This window comes from Allobosea sp. CRIB-10, from assembly GCF_900112185.1.
Lineage (GTDB): Bacteria > Pseudomonadota > Alphaproteobacteria > Rhizobiales > Beijerinckiaceae > Allobosea.
The window spans coordinates 39,268-55,883 of record NZ_FOKP01000008.1; the positions used below are offsets into that span (position 1 = coordinate 39,268).

19 protein-coding genes are annotated in these 16,616 nt (G+C 67.5%); 12 read left to right on the top strand and 7 right to left on the bottom strand.

Annotated features, from left to right (window positions below):
* Positions 1-2 precede the first annotated feature (2 nt).
* Positions 3-707, top strand: a complete 705-nt coding sequence (locus tag BMZ69_RS12435) for a glycine-rich domain-containing protein (protein ID WP_244543339.1) — start codon at positions 3-5, stop codon at positions 705-707.
* Positions 708-715: 8 nt separating this feature from the next.
* Here the strand turns inward: BMZ69_RS12435 and BMZ69_RS12440 are convergent, their stop codons facing one another.
* The gene (locus tag BMZ69_RS12440; RefSeq protein ID WP_092156956.1) at positions 716-1,306 is read right to left on the bottom strand and encodes a DUF2345 domain-containing protein; all 591 of its coding nucleotides are present in this window, start codon (positions 1,304-1,306) and stop codon (positions 716-718) included.
* A gap of 143 nt (positions 1,307-1,449) precedes the next feature.
* Between BMZ69_RS12440 and BMZ69_RS12445 the strand changes: the two genes are divergently transcribed.
* Positions 1,450-2,907 (top strand): cryptochrome/photolyase family protein, encoded by a 1,458-nt coding sequence (locus BMZ69_RS12445; RefSeq protein ID WP_092156957.1) that lies wholly within the window; start codon positions 1,450-1,452, stop codon positions 2,905-2,907.
* A 9-nt stretch (positions 2,908-2,916) separates the two neighbouring features.
* Positions 2,917-3,741 carry an aminoglycoside 3-N-acetyltransferase gene (gene aac(3), locus BMZ69_RS12450; RefSeq protein WP_092156958.1) on the top strand — a complete coding sequence of 275 codons (825 nt, stop codon included), beginning with the start codon at positions 2,917-2,919 and terminating at the stop codon, positions 3,739-3,741.
* A gap of 45 nt (positions 3,742-3,786) precedes the next feature.
* On the opposite strand, the gene BMZ69_RS12455 is transcribed toward aac(3), so the two are convergent.
* Complete coding sequence (locus BMZ69_RS12455; protein ID WP_092156959.1) at positions 3,787-4,596, bottom strand: SDR family NAD(P)-dependent oxidoreductase; 810 nt, start codon at positions 4,594-4,596, stop codon at positions 3,787-3,789.
* A 158-nt stretch (positions 4,597-4,754) separates the two neighbouring features.
* Here BMZ69_RS12455 and BMZ69_RS12460 point away from each other — a divergent pair, with 158 nt between their 5' ends.
* The 3 genes from BMZ69_RS12460 to BMZ69_RS12470 all read left to right on the top strand — a co-directional run bounded on the left by BMZ69_RS12460 (position 4,755) and on the right by BMZ69_RS12470 (position 7,339).
* Positions 4,755-5,471 (top strand): alanyl-tRNA editing protein, encoded by a 717-nt coding sequence (locus BMZ69_RS12460; RefSeq protein ID WP_092157133.1) that lies wholly within the window; start codon positions 4,755-4,757, stop codon positions 5,469-5,471.
* 48 nt (positions 5,472-5,519) lie between these two features.
* Positions 5,520-6,380 (top strand): 3-mercaptopyruvate sulfurtransferase, encoded by an 861-nt coding sequence (sseA, locus tag BMZ69_RS12465; RefSeq protein ID WP_092156960.1) that lies wholly within the window; start codon positions 5,520-5,522, stop codon positions 6,378-6,380.
* 209 nt (positions 6,381-6,589) lie between these two features.
* A complete protein-coding gene (locus BMZ69_RS12470; protein WP_092156961.1) occupies positions 6,590-7,339 on the top strand; it encodes a proteasome-type protease in 750 nt (249 codons plus the stop codon).
* On the opposite strand, the gene BMZ69_RS12475 is transcribed toward BMZ69_RS12470, so the two are convergent.
* Positions 7,340-7,987, bottom strand: a complete 648-nt coding sequence (locus BMZ69_RS12475) for an ankyrin repeat domain-containing protein (protein WP_244543340.1) — start codon at positions 7,985-7,987, stop codon at positions 7,340-7,342.
* A 304-nt stretch (positions 7,988-8,291) separates the two neighbouring features.
* Positions 8,292-8,498 (bottom strand): TOBE domain-containing protein, encoded by a 207-nt coding sequence (locus BMZ69_RS12480; protein WP_092156963.1) that lies wholly within the window; start codon positions 8,496-8,498, stop codon positions 8,292-8,294.
* 116 nt (positions 8,499-8,614) lie between these two features.
* Between BMZ69_RS12480 and modA the strand changes: the two genes are divergently transcribed.
* The 3 genes from modA to modC all read left to right on the top strand — a co-directional run bounded on the left by modA (position 8,615) and on the right by modC (position 11,440).
* Positions 8,615-9,421 (top strand): molybdate ABC transporter substrate-binding protein, encoded by an 807-nt coding sequence (modA, locus tag BMZ69_RS12485; RefSeq protein WP_092156964.1) that lies wholly within the window; start codon positions 8,615-8,617, stop codon positions 9,419-9,421.
* A gap of 226 nt (positions 9,422-9,647) precedes the next feature.
* Complete coding sequence (gene modB, locus BMZ69_RS12490) at positions 9,648-10,352, top strand: molybdate ABC transporter permease subunit (RefSeq protein WP_092156965.1); 705 nt, start codon at positions 9,648-9,650, stop codon at positions 10,350-10,352.
* Positions 10,349-11,440 carry a molybdenum ABC transporter ATP-binding protein gene (gene modC / locus BMZ69_RS12495; RefSeq protein WP_092156966.1) on the top strand — a complete coding sequence of 364 codons (1,092 nt, stop codon included), beginning with the start codon at positions 10,349-10,351 and terminating at the stop codon, positions 11,438-11,440. The genes modB and modC overlap by 4 nt, the downstream gene beginning before the upstream one ends.
* Positions 11,441-11,444: 4 nt before the next feature.
* On the opposite strand, the gene BMZ69_RS12500 is transcribed toward modC, so the two are convergent.
* The 3 genes from BMZ69_RS12500 to BMZ69_RS12510 form a co-directional block, all read right to left on the bottom strand.
* Complete coding sequence (locus BMZ69_RS12500; protein WP_175506779.1) at positions 11,445-11,843, bottom strand: winged helix-turn-helix domain-containing protein; 399 nt, start codon at positions 11,841-11,843, stop codon at positions 11,445-11,447.
* A 27-nt stretch (positions 11,844-11,870) separates the two neighbouring features.
* Positions 11,871-12,503: a pyridoxamine 5'-phosphate oxidase family protein gene (locus tag BMZ69_RS12505; RefSeq protein ID WP_092156968.1), complete on the bottom strand. Its 633-nt coding sequence runs from the start codon at positions 12,501-12,503 to the stop codon at positions 11,871-11,873.
* A gap of 196 nt (positions 12,504-12,699) precedes the next feature.
* Entirely contained in the window at positions 12,700-13,527 is an 828-nt protein-coding gene (locus tag BMZ69_RS12510) for a phosphogluconate dehydrogenase C-terminal domain-containing protein (RefSeq protein WP_092156969.1), read from the bottom strand.
* A 221-nt stretch (positions 13,528-13,748) separates the two neighbouring features.
* On the opposite strand from BMZ69_RS12510, the gene BMZ69_RS12515 reads away from it, so the two are divergent.
* From BMZ69_RS12515 to BMZ69_RS12525, 3 genes are read left to right on the top strand one after another with little or no spacing between them, the layout of a single operon-like run.
* On the top strand, positions 13,749-14,942 hold the full coding sequence (locus tag BMZ69_RS12515) for a CaiB/BaiF CoA transferase family protein (RefSeq protein WP_092156970.1): 1,194 nt from the start codon (positions 13,749-13,751) through the stop codon (positions 14,940-14,942).
* 10 nt (positions 14,943-14,952) lie between these two features.
* On the top strand, positions 14,953-15,735 hold the full coding sequence (locus BMZ69_RS12520; protein ID WP_092156971.1) for an enoyl-CoA hydratase/isomerase family protein: 783 nt from the start codon (positions 14,953-14,955) through the stop codon (positions 15,733-15,735).
* Entirely contained in the window at positions 15,732-16,616 is an 885-nt protein-coding gene (locus BMZ69_RS12525) for an NAD(P)-dependent oxidoreductase (RefSeq protein WP_092156972.1), read from the top strand. The genes BMZ69_RS12520 and BMZ69_RS12525 overlap by 4 nt, the downstream gene beginning before the upstream one ends.

Below are 16,616 nucleotides of genomic sequence, written 5' to 3' on the forward strand. Positions count from 1 at the left end.
CAATGAGCGCCGCCGCCATCATCATCCGCATGATGGTGGCGGTCGTTCTCCTGCTCGTCGCGGGCAATGCGCTCGCCTCTTACAAGCGTTTGCGCCGGGCCGAGTTCATCCGCCGCTACCCCTGGCCAAGCGGACTGCTCGACAAGCTGGGCGCCCACCATCCCGGCTTCACCCGCAAGGAGACGGCGCTGGTCTCCGAAGGCCTGCGGCAGTTCTTCCTGGCCTATCTCAACTCCGGGCGACGCGAGGTCGCGATGCCCTCGCAGGTCGCGGACGATCTCTGGCACGAGTTCATCCTCTACACCCGCGACTATGGCCGCTTCTGCAACCAGGCCTTCGGACGCTTCCTGCACCACACGCCGGCGGTCGCCTTGCGAGAGGGCGCGCCCAGCGACAATTCTGCGCTGCGCCGCGTCTGGTGGCATTGCTGCCGCGACGAAAACATCGACCCGATCCGCCCGACGCGCCTTCCGCTGCTGTTTGCGCTCGACACCAAGCTCAAGATCGCGAACGGCTTCGTCTACACGCCCGATTGCGAGGCGCTCAGGCGCAATGGCGACCGCGGCACGCAATGCGGCGGCGACTTCTCCAGCTCGTCATTCGACGGCGGCACCAGCGGCTTCGGCGACAGCGGCAGCTCCGATGGTGGAGGCGGCGATAGCGGCGGAGGCGATGGTGGCGGCTGCGGCGGTGGCGGCGGCGACTGAGCCGAGCCTCAGTTCTGCTTGATCTTCGAGCCTTTGATCACGACGTCAGAGCTCGCCGTGACGTTGATCTTGCCGCTCGCCCGGATGCTCACGTCCTTGCCCTTGAGATCGACAGAACCGTCCTTCTTCAGGTCGAGCTCGGCCGAGCCTGCGTCGAGCAGAATGGCGTCGGCAGCCTTGACCGCGAGCGACTTGCCGCTGGCGATCTCGAAATCCTTGCTGCTGTCGAGATCGATGCTGACGGCGGCTGCGACCTCGAAGGCCCGCGTCGCCAGGCTGATCTCGCGATTGGCGTTCATGGTCAGCGCAGTGCCGGCGAAAACGCCGATGCTGGTTCCCGCGGTAGTCCGCATGGCGGCGCCGACATTGACGACATAGGCCGAGCCGACCGCCGTGCGAAAATTGCTGCCGACCGTGAGCGCCAGCTCGGCACCGACATTGATGGTGCAGGTGCCGCCGACCGTGATCGAGAGCCCGGCCGGGGCGGTGATCGCGACAGTGCCGCCACGCCCGACATTGACCGCCTGCATCAGGGCTGCGAGTTGCGCTTCGAGCACGGCGATCCGCCGGCTCAACGCCTCGATTTCCGGCGTCGCCATGAGCCCGCTCCCCTTCTTTTGCGCGCGACCGATCCAATCTATCACGAACCGGCGCGGCCCGCGGCGGCCCTATCCCTTTGCGCCACGCAACCAAACCGCCTCCTTCGGCGTATCAGAGCACCGCAGCGAGAAGGCCCGATCGAGTGACAGCACGCCCTGCCCTGCTCTGGTTCCGCGACGATCTGCGCCTGTCCGACAATCCAGCCCTGAGAGCGGCGATCGAGCGCGGTCCGCTGATCTGCCTCTACATGGTCGACACATCGCCCGATCGCCGGCCGCTCGGCGGGGCAGCGCGCTGGTGGCTGTCGCGCTCGCTGACTGCGCTGTCGGAGGCCATCGCGGCGAAGGGTGGCGAGCTGCTCATCCTGCGCGGCGATCCGGCGGAGCTGTTGCCGCGCGTCGCTCGCGAGACGGGTGCCGGCTACGTCGCCTGGAATCGGCGGTACGACGAAGCTGCGATCGAGCTCGATAAATCGCTGAAGGCCACGCTCATCGAGAGCAGCATCGAGGTCGAGAGCTTCAACGCCAATCTGCTCAACGAGCCTTGGCAGGTCACGACCAAGGCGGATGGGCCGTTCAAGGTGTTCACACCCTATTGGCGCGCCGTGCGCGAACGCGGCGAACCATCGGCGCCGCTTCCGACACCACGCCAGCTCAGCAAGGCCGGACTGCCGGCCGCGCTACGCCAGCAGGCTCTCGCGGTCTCGGATCTTGCCCTCGAACCGACGGCGCCCGACTGGGCCGGTGGGCTGCGTGAAGCCTGGACGCCCGGAGAAGATGGAGCCCGGCAGCGTCTCGACACTTTCCTGGGCGAGGCGATCGCCGGATATCGCGAAGGGCGAGATCGGCCGGACAAACTCTCGACTTCCCGGCTGTCGCCACATCTGCGCTTCGGCGAGATCAGCCCGCGCCAGATCTGGCATGCGACCAGGGCGGCACGGGAGTCAGGCGATACGCCGGGTTCGGCTGGCGACATCGAAAAATTCTTCAGCGAGATCGGCTGGCGCGAGTTCTCCTACCATCTGCTCTTCCACAATCCGGGCCTCGCCAGCGTCAACTATGACCGCCGCTTCGACGCGATGTCCTGGGAGACGGACGAAGCCGGGCTGAGAGCCTGGCAGAAGGGCCTGACCGGCTATCCGATCGTCGATGCCGGCTTGCGCGAGCTCTGGCAGACCGGATGGATGCATAATCGCGTCCGGATGATCACCGCGTCCTTCCTGATCAAGCATCTGCTGACCGATTGGCGCGCCGGCGAAGCCTGGTTCTGGGATACGCTGGTCGATGCCGATCCCGCCAACAATCCGGCGAGCTGGCAATGGGTCGCCGGCTCCGGCGCCGATGCCGCCCCCTATTTCCGTGTCTTCAATCCGGTGACACAGGGCGAGAAATTCGATCCGAAGGGCGCCTATGTCCGGCGCTTCATTCCGGAGCTGGCGGAACTCGACGACAAGTTCATCCACCGCCCCTGGGAAGCGCCGGCGGGCGAACTGAACAAGGCGGGGATCGTTCTCGGCCAGGACTATCCAAAGCCGATCATCGCGCTGGACTTCGGCCGCCAACGCGCCCTCGACGCCTTTGCGGCCCTTCGTTCGGAATAGCCCACCACCATGACGCCGCCTCCCGCCTCCTTCGTTACGCGCGCTTCGCTGGCCGTTGATCTCACCAAGCTCGGCCTTGCTCCTGGCGATGCCGTGATGGTCCACGCGGCCGTGAGCAAGGTCGGCCGCCTGCTCGACGGCCCTGACACCATCATCGCCGCGCTCTGCGATGTCGTTGGCCAGGAGGGCACCGTCCTCGCCTATGCCGATTGGGAAGCGCGCTATGAAGATCTGTGCGACGAGGACGGCCGCGTGCCGCCGGAATGGCGCGACCACATCCCACCCTTCGATCCGCAGCGCTCACGCGCGATCCGCGACAACGGCGTGCTGCCGGAGTTCCTGCGGACGACGCCCGGGGCATTGCGCAGTAGCAATCCTGGCGCCTCCATCGTCGCGCTCGGAGCGAAGGCGGAATGGTTCACCGCCGATCATCCGCTCGACTACGGCTATGGCGAGGGCTCGCCGCTCGCCAAGCTCGTCGCCGCCGGCGGCAAGGTGCTGATGCTCGGCGCTCCGCTCGACACGCTGACGCTGCTGCACCATGCCGAGCATCTGGCCGACATCCCCGGCAAGCGCATCAAGCGGGTCGAGGTGCCGCTGGCGACGCCGGCCGGCAGGCAATGGCGCATGATCGAGGAATTCGATACCGGCGATCCGATCGTCGACGGGCTGGCCGAGGACTATTTCGCGGAGATCGTGACCCAATTTCTCGCCAGCGGCCAAGGCCGACAGGGTTTGATCGGTAGCGCTTCTTCCGTGCTGGTCGGTGCGGCGGCGATCACCGCCTTTGGCGTGAGCTGGCTCGAAACGCGGTTCGGCTCAGGCTCGCCCTGATTCTGAACGCCACCGCCCAAGCAGTTGGGCACAGAATCTTCTCCGCTACACCGCCCCGTCGCGCCTGCCGCCGCGATGCTCGCCGGCCAGTTTTCGGATCGCCCAGAAATAGGCCGGGTAAGGCAGCAACCGCATCCCCTTCATCAGCCAGGCGAGACGACGGGGGAAGACGATCTCGAAGCCGCCTCGGGCAAAGCCCTCGACGATGCGCGCGGCCGCCGCCTCCAGCGACACCATGAACGGCATCGGAAAGCTGTTGCGCTTGGTCATCGGAGTTTCGACGAAACCCGGATTGACCAATTGCAGCCGGATGCCGTGCCGTTCGCAATCGAACCGCAGCGCCTCGCAGAGATGGATCGCAGCCGCCTTGGAGGCTCCGTAGGCGGCCGCGCCCGGCAGGCCGCGATAGCCCGCCAGCGAGGCGTTGACCGCGATCTGGCCCTTGCCGCGCGAGGCCATGCGCTCGGCGACGGCGGCGGCGCCTCGCACGACACCGATGAGATTGACCGCGAAGACCTGCTCAAAGGCGGCGACGTCGATCAGGCCCGGTCCGTTGCGCGGGGCGATGCCGGCATTGAGGAAGGCGAGCGCGATCGGCCCGTGCACGCTCTCGATGCCCTCGACCACTGCGGCCATGGCGGCGGGATCGGCGACGTCGCCGACATGGGCGACGATCCGCCCCGGCAGCCCCCCGGCGCTGAGCGCCAGCGCCTCGAGCTTGTCGAGCCGGCGCGCCGTCGCGGCGACCGTCCAGCCGCGCCGCGCCAGTTCCAACGCCACAGCCGCGCCGATGCCGGAGCTCGCCCCGGTCACCCAGGCGACGCCATCCTGCGGTTCGATGCGCGGCGGGGTCATGTCTCGATCGGGCCTCCATGCCGCGGCAGTCTTGTGCCGGACCCTAGTGATGACAGGCCCGCAGCGGAAGCCCTGCCGATGACGTGGCCACTTGGCCTCCACCGGCTTTTCCAGCCCGGCCTCGCCTGCGATAAACCGAGCGACCCATGGAGATCGCGATGCCGACCGAATTGCTGTTCCGAGACGATGCCTACCTGACCGAAACGCAAGCGACCGTCGTCGCGATCAATGAGCGCGGCGGCATCGAGCTCGATCGGACCGTATTCTACGCCACCGGCGGCGGCCAGCCGGGCGATGCCGGCGTGCTCGTCCGCGGCGACGGCTCCGAAATCGCGATCGGCACCGCGATCTACAATCCCGAGGACAAGAGCCGCGTCCTGCATGTCCCGCTCGAAGGCCAGGCGGCGCCCGCCATCGGCGATATCTTGACGGCGAAGCTCGACTGGGAACGCCGGCTGAAGCGCATGCGCATCCATACAGCCTTGCACCTGCTCAGCGTCGTCCTGCCCTATCCGGTCACCGGCGGCGCGATCGGCGACGGCGACGGAAGGCTCGACTTCGACATCCCCGAAGGCGGGCTCGACAAGGCCGATCTGACCGAGAAGCTCAACGCCCTGGTGGCGAAGAACGCAGCGATCAGCGAGCGCTGGATCACCGACGAAGAGCTCGATGCCAATCCCGGCCTGGTCAAGACGATGTCGGTCAAGCCGCCACGCGGCTCAGGCCGGGTCCGGCTGGTCTCGATCGAGGGCATCGACCTGCAGCCCTGCGGCGGCACGCATGTGCGCAACACCTCGGAGATCGGTGCGGTCGCAGTCACCGATGTCGAGAAGAAGGGCAAGCAGAATCGGCGCGTGCGCATCGCACTCGCGTGAAGTTTCCATCATAACATCCTGAGAACAGACTCTTTCAAGGAACCGCGCATGGCCCGCAACGACATCTTCGTTTCCACGCAATGGCTGGCAGAGCGGCTCGACGCGCCGGATATCGTCATCGTCGATGGCTCCTTCTACCTCCCTGCCCAGAACCGCGATGCCGATGCCGAATATTTGCAGCAGCGCATTCCCGGCGCGGTGCGTTTCGACATCGACGCGATCAAGGACGAGAATTCCAGCCTGCCGCACATGCTGCCGCGGCCGGACGCGTTTGCCGCCGCGGTCGGTGCCATGGGCATCGGCGACGGCATGCGCATCGTCGTCTATGACGGGCTTGGCCTGTTCTCGGCGCCGCGCGTGCGCTGGACCTTCCAGACTTTCGGCGCCAAGGACGTGGTCATCCTCGAAGGCGGTCTGCCGCAATGGCTGGCCGAAGGCCGGCCCGTGAGGGAAGGCGCGCCACGTATCCGTGCGCCGCGCACGTTCACCGCCAGGCTCGACCATTCCGCCGTCGCCGACATCGACGACGTGGCGCGGGCGCTTGAGAGCGGCGCGATCCAGGTGGTCGATGCCCGCCCGGCCGATCGCTTCCACGGCGAAGCGCCGGAGCCGCGCCCGGGCCTGCGCTCCGGCCATATGCCCGGCGCGCTCAACCTGCCCTCCTCGACGCTGGTGGCCGATGGCAAGCTCAAGGAACCGGAAGCCCTCGCCGCTGCCTTCCGCGAGGCCGGCGTCGACATCGACAAGCCGCTGCTGACCAGCTGCGGCTCGGGTGTCTCGGCGGTGATCCTGTCGACGGCTCTGGAGCTGCTCGGCAAGCCGGCGCGCGCAGTCTATGACGGCTCCTGGGCCGAATGGGGCGCGAGCGAGCGCCCGGTCGCGACCGGGCCGGCGAAACAGAAGGACTGAAGCGCACGATCTCGTCATGGCGAGGAGCGCAGCGAGGAAGCATGTCGAGCGAGCCCTGCTGGATTGCTTCGCGGAGCTGTCCTCGGGCTTGCCGAAGGCAAGACCCCGGGAGTTCGCAATGATGGAGAGATCAGCGCCAAAATTGCATGAGCCTCCCTTGGCAGAGGCGGCAACCCTGCGCATGCTGCATCCGTTCTGGGGAGCCGCTCATGACCTATTGCCTCGGGATCCTGCTGCCGTCGGGGCTGATCCTCGCCTCAGATTCCCGCTCCAGCGCCGGTGTCGACCAGATCGCCGTGGTCAAGAAGCTTGCTCTGTTCGAGGTACCGGGCGAGCGGGTGATCGCGATCCTCTCCGCCGGGAACCTCGCGACGACTCAGGCCGTGATCACCATGATCCGCCAGTACACCAAGCATAAGCAGGACAGCGCCGCCGGCGGCGAGAACCGCGACATCCTGGCGGCGCGCACCATGTTCGACGTGGCGCAGATCGTCGGCGGCGTGCTGCGCGAGGTGCTGCGGCTCAACCGCAGCTTCGTCGAGCCCTATGGCGACCCCAATGGCTCCTTTATCATCGCCGGCCAGATCGCCGGCGAGCCGCATCGGCTCTTCCAGGTCTATTCGGCCGGCAACTTCGTCGAGGCCTCCGGGCGGACCCAGTTCCTTCAGCTCGGCGAGACCAAATACGGCAAGCCGATCCTCGACCGGGCCCTGCAGGAAGCGAGCGGCCTCGACGAGGCAGCCAAGCTGGCGCTGCTCTCCTTCGATGCGACGGTGCGCTCGAATCTCTCGGTCGCGCCACCGATCGACCTCTTGCGCTACGAAGCCGACAGCTTCTCGACCCGGCATCTCGCCAAATACGACAGCAACCACCCCTATTGGGCCGATCTGCGCCAGCGCTACAGCGACGGGCTCTCGGCGCTGGTGGCGAGCCTGCCGGCGCCCGACTTCCAGAGCTGATTACTGCAGCAGCGTGATCATCGCCGCATAGCCACGGCGACGGGCATGCTCGAGCGGCGTGGTGCCCTCGCGATCGGCGAGGTCGCGGCGCGCGCCGGCGGCGACCAGCGCCTTCACCGTCTCGACATGGCGCGGGCCGCCATTGCCGAGGATCACGGCCTCGATCAAGGCGGTCCAGCCGAGATTGTTGACATGGTCGAGCGGCGCGCCAGCGGCGATCAGGTCGCGGACCACGCCATCATGGCCGAGATGGGCGGCCGCAATCAACGCCGTGCCGAGATAGGGGCTGGTGATGGCGCGCGGATCGCCGCCGATGGCGAGCGCGGTGCGCATGGTCTCGAGATCATCGGCGACGGCCGCGATGGTGATCGCGTCATAGGCGCGGCCGTCGAGCGCACGCGGATCAGCGCCCGCCGTGGCGAGCTCGCGCATCGCCTCGCGCTGGCGGGCATGGGCAGCAGTCAGCAATGCGGTGCGGCCCTCGCCGTCGCGGGTTTCGAGGTTGCGGCCGGCCGCTATCGCTTGCCGCAGCGCCGAAAGATCCCCGCGATAGGCTGCCAGATGCAGCCCCTCATAGGCCGACACCTCGGCTGGAGACGGAGGAAGCTGGGCGCCGGCCGTCCCGCCCAAGCCCAAGATCGCCACCATGAGCAGTGCCGAAAATCCATTTCGGCAAACGTTCGCCCCGCGTCGTTTCGTCTCAGGCATCTGCTTGCGCCCCCCATTTTCGCGCGATTGGTGCGAAAAATCGCATTTTGCACAAATTAAGGTCAGCCTTGCTGTCCCTTCCCTCTTGCGGGCTGAGCCGGAGCACCCTATTTCCGGTGCACCGCAGCAGAGATGTTGCGGCGCCCTCCTTGGGCGTTTCCTCCCTAGACTTGGGCCTGCGCTCCGGCGTGGGCCTTTTTCTTTGCTGAGAAGGCTAGCGCGGCCAGGATCAGCCGCGCAACGATCAGTCGATCGCGATCATCATGTCGGAGGCCTTGACCACGGCGTAGGCCTGCTGCCCGACCGGGAGCTTAAGCTCGACGTCGGCGGCATTGGTGATCGCCGAGGTGACGATGGCGCCGCCGACGTCGAGCTTAACATGAGCGGTGGTCGCGCCCTTCACGATTTCCACGATGGCTCCCTTGAGCTGGTTGCTGGCGGAAATCTTCATGCTGGCCTTCTTGATCTGACAAGCTCGCGAGCCCGCACCGAGCGGACTCGACCTTTGGTCACTCGCCGTTATATTCGGCTGCACATAGCGACAGCGACCGCAGCGAGGACCGCCTCATGCCATCCACCCGCCGAACCGTCCTGGGTTTTACCGCTGCGCTGCTGATCGGCGCCGCTTCCTTCACCGGCCCTGCCTTCGCCCAGAGCAAGGAACTGGTGATCTTCGCTGCCGCGAGCCTGAAGAACGCGCTCGACGAGGCCGCGGCCAACTGGGTCAAGGAAAGCGGCAAGCCGGCGCCGAAGATCTCCTATGCGGCGAGCAACGCGCTGGCGAAGCAGCTCGAACAGGGCGCGCCGGCCGACCTCTTCCTTTCGGCCGATCTCGACTGGATGGACTACGCCCAGCAGAAGAACCTGATCGTTAGGGAGAGCCGGGTCAGCCTGCTCGCCAACCGGATCGCGCTGATCGCCCCCGCCGACGCCAAGGCCATGGCGACGCTCGCGCCGGGCGTCGACCTCTCCGCCGCGCTCGGCCAGGGCCGGCTCGCCATGGGCAATGTCGATTCGGTGCCGGCCGGCAAATACGGCAAGGCGGCGCTGGAGAAGCTCGGCGGCTGGGACAAGATCAAGGACAAGATCGCGCAGAGCGACAATGTCCGCGCCGCGCTGCTCCTGGTCTCGCGCGGGGAGGCGCCGCTCGGCATCGTCTACACCACCGACGCGGCCGCCGATCCGAAGGTCAAGGTAATCGCGACCTTCCCGGAGGATACGCACCCGCCAATTATCTACCCGGTCGCCATCACCAAGGCATCGGCCAATCCCGACGCACAGGCCTTTCTGACCTGGCTGCGCGGCAACGGCGCCAAGGCCAGCTTCGAGAAGCAGGGCTTCACGGTGCTGAACAAGCCCGCTTCCTCATCGTGAAGCTTTCTCTGCGAAAGGCCGATCGCCTGCGCTCCTCCCTTCCCCCTTGTGGGGAAGGGTTGGGGATGGGGGGCGAACGACCGGGTGAGCGGTTGATTGTAGAGGCCGCTCGGCCCGATATCCGGCGAAGTCATTCCAACTTTGCGCCCCCCACCCCTACCCCTCCCCGCAAGGGGGAGGGGTTTCCCGCGCCTTCGTTCAGGTTCGCAGAGCAATCCGAAAGGGATTGCTCGTGAGCGACTGGCTGTCCCCGGAGGAGTGGACGGCTGTCCGCCTCAGCCTGATCGTCGCCACCACAGCCATGCTGGCGAGCCTGCCCCTGGGGCTCGCCGTCGCCTGGCTGCTGGCGCGTGGACGTTTCTGGGGCAAGTCGCTGCTCGACGCCGTCATCCATCTGCCGCTGATCCTGCCGCCGGTGGTCACCGGCTATCTCCTCTTGATCGGCTTCGGCCGGCGCGGGCCGATCGGCCAGTTCCTGCATGACTGGTTCGGCATCGTCCTCTCCTTCCGCTGGACCGGGGCGGCCCTCGCCTGCGCGGTGATGGGCTTTCCGCTGATGGTCCGGGCGATCCGGCTCTCGATCGAGGCGATCGACCGCAAGCTCGAAGATGCCGCGGGCACGCTCGGCGCCGGGCCGTTCTGGGTGTTCCTGACGGTGACGCTGCCGCTCGCTCTGCCCGGCATCCTCGCCGGCATGATCCTGTGCTTCGCCAAGGCGATGGGCGAGTTCGGCGCGACCATCACCTTCGTCTCCAATATCCCCGGCGAGACGCAGACCCTGCCCTCGGCAATCTACACCTTCACCCAGGTGCCCAATGGCGATGCCGGCGCGATGCGACTGACCCTGATCTCGATCGCGATCTCGGTTGCCGCGCTGTTCGCCTCGGAATTCCTGGCGCGGATGGTCGGCCGGCGGATCGCCGTCGAATGAGCGCGGTCATCGAGGTTTCCGTGGCGCATCGGCTGGGCGCCTTTTCGCTCGATGCAGGTTTTGCCTCCGACGGGCGCCTGACGGCGCTGTTCGGCCGCTCCGGCTCGGGCAAGACCTCGCTGGTCAATGTGATCTCCGGCCTGATCCGGCCGCAGGCAGGACGCGTCGTCATCGACGGTCGGGTGATGGTCGACAGCGCCGCCGGCGTCTTCGTGCCCAAGCACAGGCGCCGCATCGGCTATGTCTTCCAGGAGGCGCGGCTCTTCCCGCATCTCTCCGTCAAGCAGAACCTGCTCTATGGCCGCTGGTTTGCGCCGAAGGCCGAGGATGGCGGCAGCAGGCTGGACGACGTGCTCGACCTGCTCGGCATCGGCCATCTGCTGCAGCGGCAGCCAGGCGCGCTCTCCGGCGGCGAGAAGCAGCGCGTCGCGATCGGCCGCGCCTTGCTGGCCAAGCCGCGGCTGCTGCTGATGGACGAGCCGCTCGCTTCGCTGGACGAGCAGCGCAAGGCCGAGATCCTTCCTTACATCGAGCGCCTGCGCGACGGCTTCGGCATCCCGATCGTCTATGTCTCGCATTCGATCGCCGAGGTGGCGCGGCTCGCCACCCATCTCGTCATCCTCGACCAGGGCAAGGTCTCGATGAGCGGGCCGACCGCCGAGTTGATGTCCCGGCCCGACGTGCCGATCCTCTCCGCCGCCGCGGAAGCCGGCGCGATCCTCGAAGCGCGCGTGCTGCGGCATGAGCCGGAACACGGCCTGACGATCCTGGAGACTGCGGCCGGGCCGTTGCAGATTGCCCGGCGCAAGGTGTCGGAGGGGACCGCCCTGCGCGTGCGCATCCTCGCCAGCGACGTAATGCTCAGCCTGAAGCCGCTCGGCGGGATCAGCGCCCTCAACGTCCTACCGGGACAGATCTCGGCGATCGGGGCTCCTCACGGCGATGGTGGCGCGCTGGAGGTCAGGCTCGACTGCAGCGGCGCCGGCCTGCTCGCCCGCCTCACCGTGAAATCGGCCGAGCAGTTGCGGCTCAAGCCCGGCAGCAAGGTCTATGCTGTGATCAAGAGCGTCTCGATCGACACGCCGTGAATTTTCAGACCTTCTTGCCGGGGTCACGCACCGGTGCAGTCGGCGAGACCGCCGCGCACAGCGCCGCGATCTCCGCCGCTCCCGCTTCCAGCGTCTTCGCCTCGATCGCGCGATAATTCGCGACGATCTCGCGGCCGAGCGCGGTCAGGTGAGCACCGCCGCCCCTGGCACCACCGGGCTGCGCCTCGACCAAGGGCGCGCGGAAGATGCGATTGAGATCGTCGACCAGCAGCCAGGCCCGGCGGTAGGACATCTTCATCGAGCGGCCGGCGGCGGAGATCGAGCCGGTCTGCCCGATCGCCTCCAGCAATTGCACCTTGCCGGGGCCTAGACGCCCGCCCGGCGTGAAGTCGAGCCGGAAGCTGAAGCGCACTTGGGGCAAGGACTGGTCAGCCTTCGACAAAGCCCGGCCCTCCGCGGCCGCGCGCGCTCAATAGAGCCGCGAGCGGTAGGCCTCTTCGAGATTGGCATCGGCCTCGGCGGCATCGACCGCCCTGGTCTGCTCGGCGACGATGCGGCCGAGCGTCGGGAAGCTCGAACGCGCGACCTGCGATTCCTGAGCCCAGAGCTTCGAGCGGAGCAGCGCCTTGCCGCAATGGAAATAGGCCTCGTCGACCTCGACGATTAGGCCGAGCTTCGGCGCTTTTTCCTGCATGGCCATGGGCTCCAGCAGCGCCGCATCCGTGGTCATTCGTCCCCTGCCGTTGACGCGCAGGGTCTCGGTGATCCCCGGCACGAAAAAGACCAGGCCGACGCCCGGCGAGCTCAGCACATTGCGGAAGGAATCGACCCGGTTATTGCCGCGCCGATCCGGGATCAGCAGCGTCCGCTCGTCGAGGACCTCGACAAAGCCCGGCCCGTCGCCGCGCGGGCTGGCATCCACACCGCCCTCCCGGTCGGCGGTGGCCAGCACCAGAAAAGGCGAGAGCGCGATGAAGTCACGGCAGAACTTGTCGAGCCGGTCGAGCACCTTCTTCTGCACGACCTCCGATTCTTCGCCGACGAGCGCGCGCAGCTGGGCTGCATCGTCGATCGTCGTGCCGGGCTTCTCGGCAAGCGTCATCACAATCTCCTTCCGACTCCGGTGCTCGCATCCGGACGTTCCTGATTAACCGCTTTCATCAATCCAAGTCATCCCGGACGGAGCGCAGCGGAGATCCGGGATCCATGCCTGAGCCTCGATCGGAAAGGTTCAGGCATGGATCCCGGGTCTCCCTATGGTCGCCCGGGACGACCAGAATGGAAATGCGCGACAGTCCTCACGTGATGCGCCGCACGCTGTCGGCGATCTCGTCCGGCTCGAACAGGCGCTTCCAGTCCGGTTTCAGGATCGTTTCCTTGCCGAAGACGATCGCCTTGTTGCAGGCGTCCGAGAACACGCCCTGGACCTCGCCGAAGGTGACCGCCGCCAAGATGTTCATATGCCCGAGCAGGAAGTCGCGCGCCGCCTCGCGCGGCACGCCACGGGCGATCGCCTCCTCCATCGCCTCGCGCATCGCGTCGAGCAGCGTGGCGCAGACGGTTTCGGACAGGCCGGGCTCGAGGATCGCCATCTGCTCGACGGTGACGCGATGCGAGCGCATCACCGGCGCCCAGATCGCCCGCGCTACCTCCTCGCCGACAGCGTAATGCGCCTCCGGCCCCTGCATCAGCGCGTTGACGATGTGCTGCTTCGCCGCGATACCGCCGAAATGGTCGGCTCGCGCCGCCTGCTCGGTCTCGTCGTTGAAGATCGGCGGATGGCAGGGATGGGTGACGAAATAGGTGATGTCGGCCCGCTCGGGCAGATGGCCGGCATGGGGCGCGGCGGCGTCGAGGATGACGACAATGGTCCCAGCCGCGAGCTTCGGCACGAGATCACGGGAAACCGCACCGACGGCGGTGTCCGGCACCGCGAGGATCACGACGTCCGCGCCGTCGATCGCCGTATCCGGCTCGATGCAGTCCGCGCCGAAGGCCTCGCGGATGCGCTCCTGCCCGGCCGGACTGATTTCGACATGGCGGGTCTCGAAGCGCGAGCGGGCGAGATTGCGGCCGAGCCGCATGCCCATCTTGCCGCCGGCACCGAACAGTGCGACCACCGTCATCGTTGTCCTCCTGCGTCCGCGCGTCCGTTGCCGACGCTGCCTGACAAGCTGGCAAGGCTTTCCGCCGGACGTCAACGCCCGTGTTCAGCGACTCGCCAGCTCCCGTTGTCCGGCTGGCGCATAGGGTGCCCGCCGATCTTGCATGCAAGATGGCGTCAAAGATTGACGCCTCGCGGTGATGACGGGATAGTCGGCGCCCTCTGTCACGCATCCGGATCATCATGCCCCGCCCGACGCCGTCCACCGCCCTCGAACGCCTGCGCGTGCTCGACCTGACGCGCGTGCGCGCCGGGCCGACCTGCACCCGCATCTTCGCCGATTTCGGTGCCGACGTGATCAAGGTCGAAAGCCCGCCGGGGCTCGATCCGAACGAGAACATGAGCGGACCGCGGCACGGCTACGACATGCAGAACCTGCACCGGAACAAGCGCTCGCTGACGCTCAATCTGAAGACCGAATCCGGCAAAGCTGTCCTGCGCAGGCTGGTCGCCGACGCCGACCTCCTGGTCGAGAACTTCCGGCCGGATGTGAAGGAGCGGCTCGGCCTCGATTTCGAGACGCTGCATGCGCTCAATCCGCGCCTGATCCTGGTCTCGATCTCGGGCTTCGGCCAGAGCGGACCCTATCGCCTGCGCGCCGGCTTCGACCAGATCGCCCAGGGCATGGGCGGGATGATGTCGGTCACCGGCCTGCCCGGCCAGGGGCCGGTGCGCGCCGGCATCGCTGTTGCCGATTCCGCCGCCGGGCTCTATGGCGCCATCGGCGCGCTGGTGGCGCTGCAGGAACGCGCCGTCTCGGGCAAAGGCCAGTGGGTGCAGACCTCGCTGCTCGAAGCGCAGATCGGCATGATGGACTTCCAGGTCGCGCGCTATCTCGTCGAGGGCAAGGTGCCGCCGCAGGCCGGCAACGACCATCCCTATGCGACGCCGATGGGCGTCTATGCGACGCGCGACGGCCATATCAATCTCGGCGTCGGCGCCGAGGGGCACTGGCGCTCCTTCTGCGGCGCGATCGGCCGGCCCGAGCTCGCGACCGATCCGCGCTATGACAGCATGGAGAAGCGCTTCGCGGCGCGTCCGGAACTGCGCGTGCTGCTCGAGGAGATCATGTCCAAGCAGGACAGCGCCTACTGGCTCGACGCCTGCGAGAAGGCCTCCGTGCCGGCCGGGCCGATCTATGCGGTCGACGCCGTCTTCGACGATCCGCAGGTGCAGCACCTCGGCATCGCGCAGCCGATCAATCACCCCGCGATCGGCGACATTCGCGTCGTCGGCCAGCCGGTCAGCCTGTCGCGGACACCGTCCAGCATCGCGACGCCGACGCCGGACGCAGGCGACCACAACCTCGAAATCCTCACCGAGCTCGGCTTCGACGAGGCGGCCATCGCCGGCCTCAAGGCCGAAGGCGCGATCTGAAAGGCATCCGATGAACGACGAGATCCTCTACGACGTCGCCGATGGCGTCGGCACCGTCACGCTCAACCGGCCGCAGGCGCGCAACGCCCTGACCTTCGCCATGTATGAGGGGCTGGCCGAGATTTTGGGCAACCCCGACAAGCACGGCGCGCCGAAGGTGTTCGTGGTGACGGGCGCCGGCGAAAAGGCCTTCGCCGCCGGCACCGACATCTCGCAGTTCCGCGAGTTTAAGACGGCGCAGGACGCCCTCGCCTATGAGAACCGGATCGAGCGGGTCATCACCACGATCGAAAGCTGCCCGGTGCCGACCATCGCCGCGATCGCCGGCGCAGTCACCGGCGGCGGCGCGGCGATCGCCTGCGCCTGCGATCTGCGGATCGCGACGCAGTCGGCCCGCTTCGGCTTCCCGGTCGCGCGCACGCTCGGCAACTGCCTGTCGATGGCGAATTATGCCCGGCTCGCCAGCCTGCTCGGCCCGGCCCGCGTCAAGGACATCATCTTCACCGCCAGGCTGGTCGAGGCCGAGGAGGGCCACCGCGTCGGCCTCTACAACGAGCTCGTCGCCGACCATGCCGCGCTGATGGCGCGGGTGAAGGAACTGGCGCAGACGATCCGTGGCCACGCACCTCTGACGATGCGCGCCACCAAGGAGGCGCTGCGCCGTCTGACCCAGGCGGCGAGCGCCGATATCGACGGCGATGACCTCGTCACCCTCTGCTACACCAGCGCCGATTTCCGCGAGGGCATGGAAGCCTTCCTCGGCAAGCGCACGCCGAACTGGCAGGGCAAATGAGCGAGACGATCGGCTTCATCGGCCTCGGGCTGATGGGCGCGGGCTTCTGCAAGCGCCTGATCGCGACCGGCCGCAGCGTCGTCGGCTACGATCTCGACCCGGCCCGGCGGGCTGAAGCCGAGGTCCTCGGCGTCGCCCTCGCCGCCTCTCCGGCGGAAGTGGCCGAGCGCGCCAATCCCGTCTGCATCGCCGTGACCACCACCAAGGCGGTGCAGGCGGTCGTCAGCGGCGTCGGCGGCATCCTCTCCGCGAAGCCGCGGCCGGGCGCGATCGTCATCGACTTCTCGACGACCGAGATCGGCGTGACCAAGGAGCTCGCGGCGGCTCTGGCGGAGGCCGGCATCGGGTTCATCGACGCTCCCGTCTCGGGCGGGCCGCCGGCGGCGGAAGCCGGCAAGCTCGCGATCATGGCCGGCGGTACGCCGGAAGCGATCGAGGCGGTGCGGCAATTGGCCGAGAGCCTCGGCCTCTTCACCCATATGGGCGCGGTCGGCGCCGGCCAGGCGACCAAGCTGGTCAACCAGGCGCTCTGCCTGACCAACTATGTGGTGGTGGCGGAATCCCTGCGACTGGCGGAGGCCTATGGCGTCGATGCCGACAAGATCCCGGCGGCGCTGGCGCCCGGCCTCGGCAATTCGGCGGTGCTGCAGGCGATGATGCCGCGCATGGTCGCGCGCGATTTCGCGCCGAAGGGCTATGCCCGGCAGGTACTGAAGGACCTCGAAATGCTGATGGAGGCCGGGCGCGAGCAGCATTTGGCCATGCCCATGGTCGCCCAGGCGACGACGCTGTACCGGATGCTGGTCGCGCAGGGCGATAGCGAGCTCGACGCGATCGCGGTGCTGAAGATGCTGCCGGAGGTCGGGCAGCCCCCGCATTGA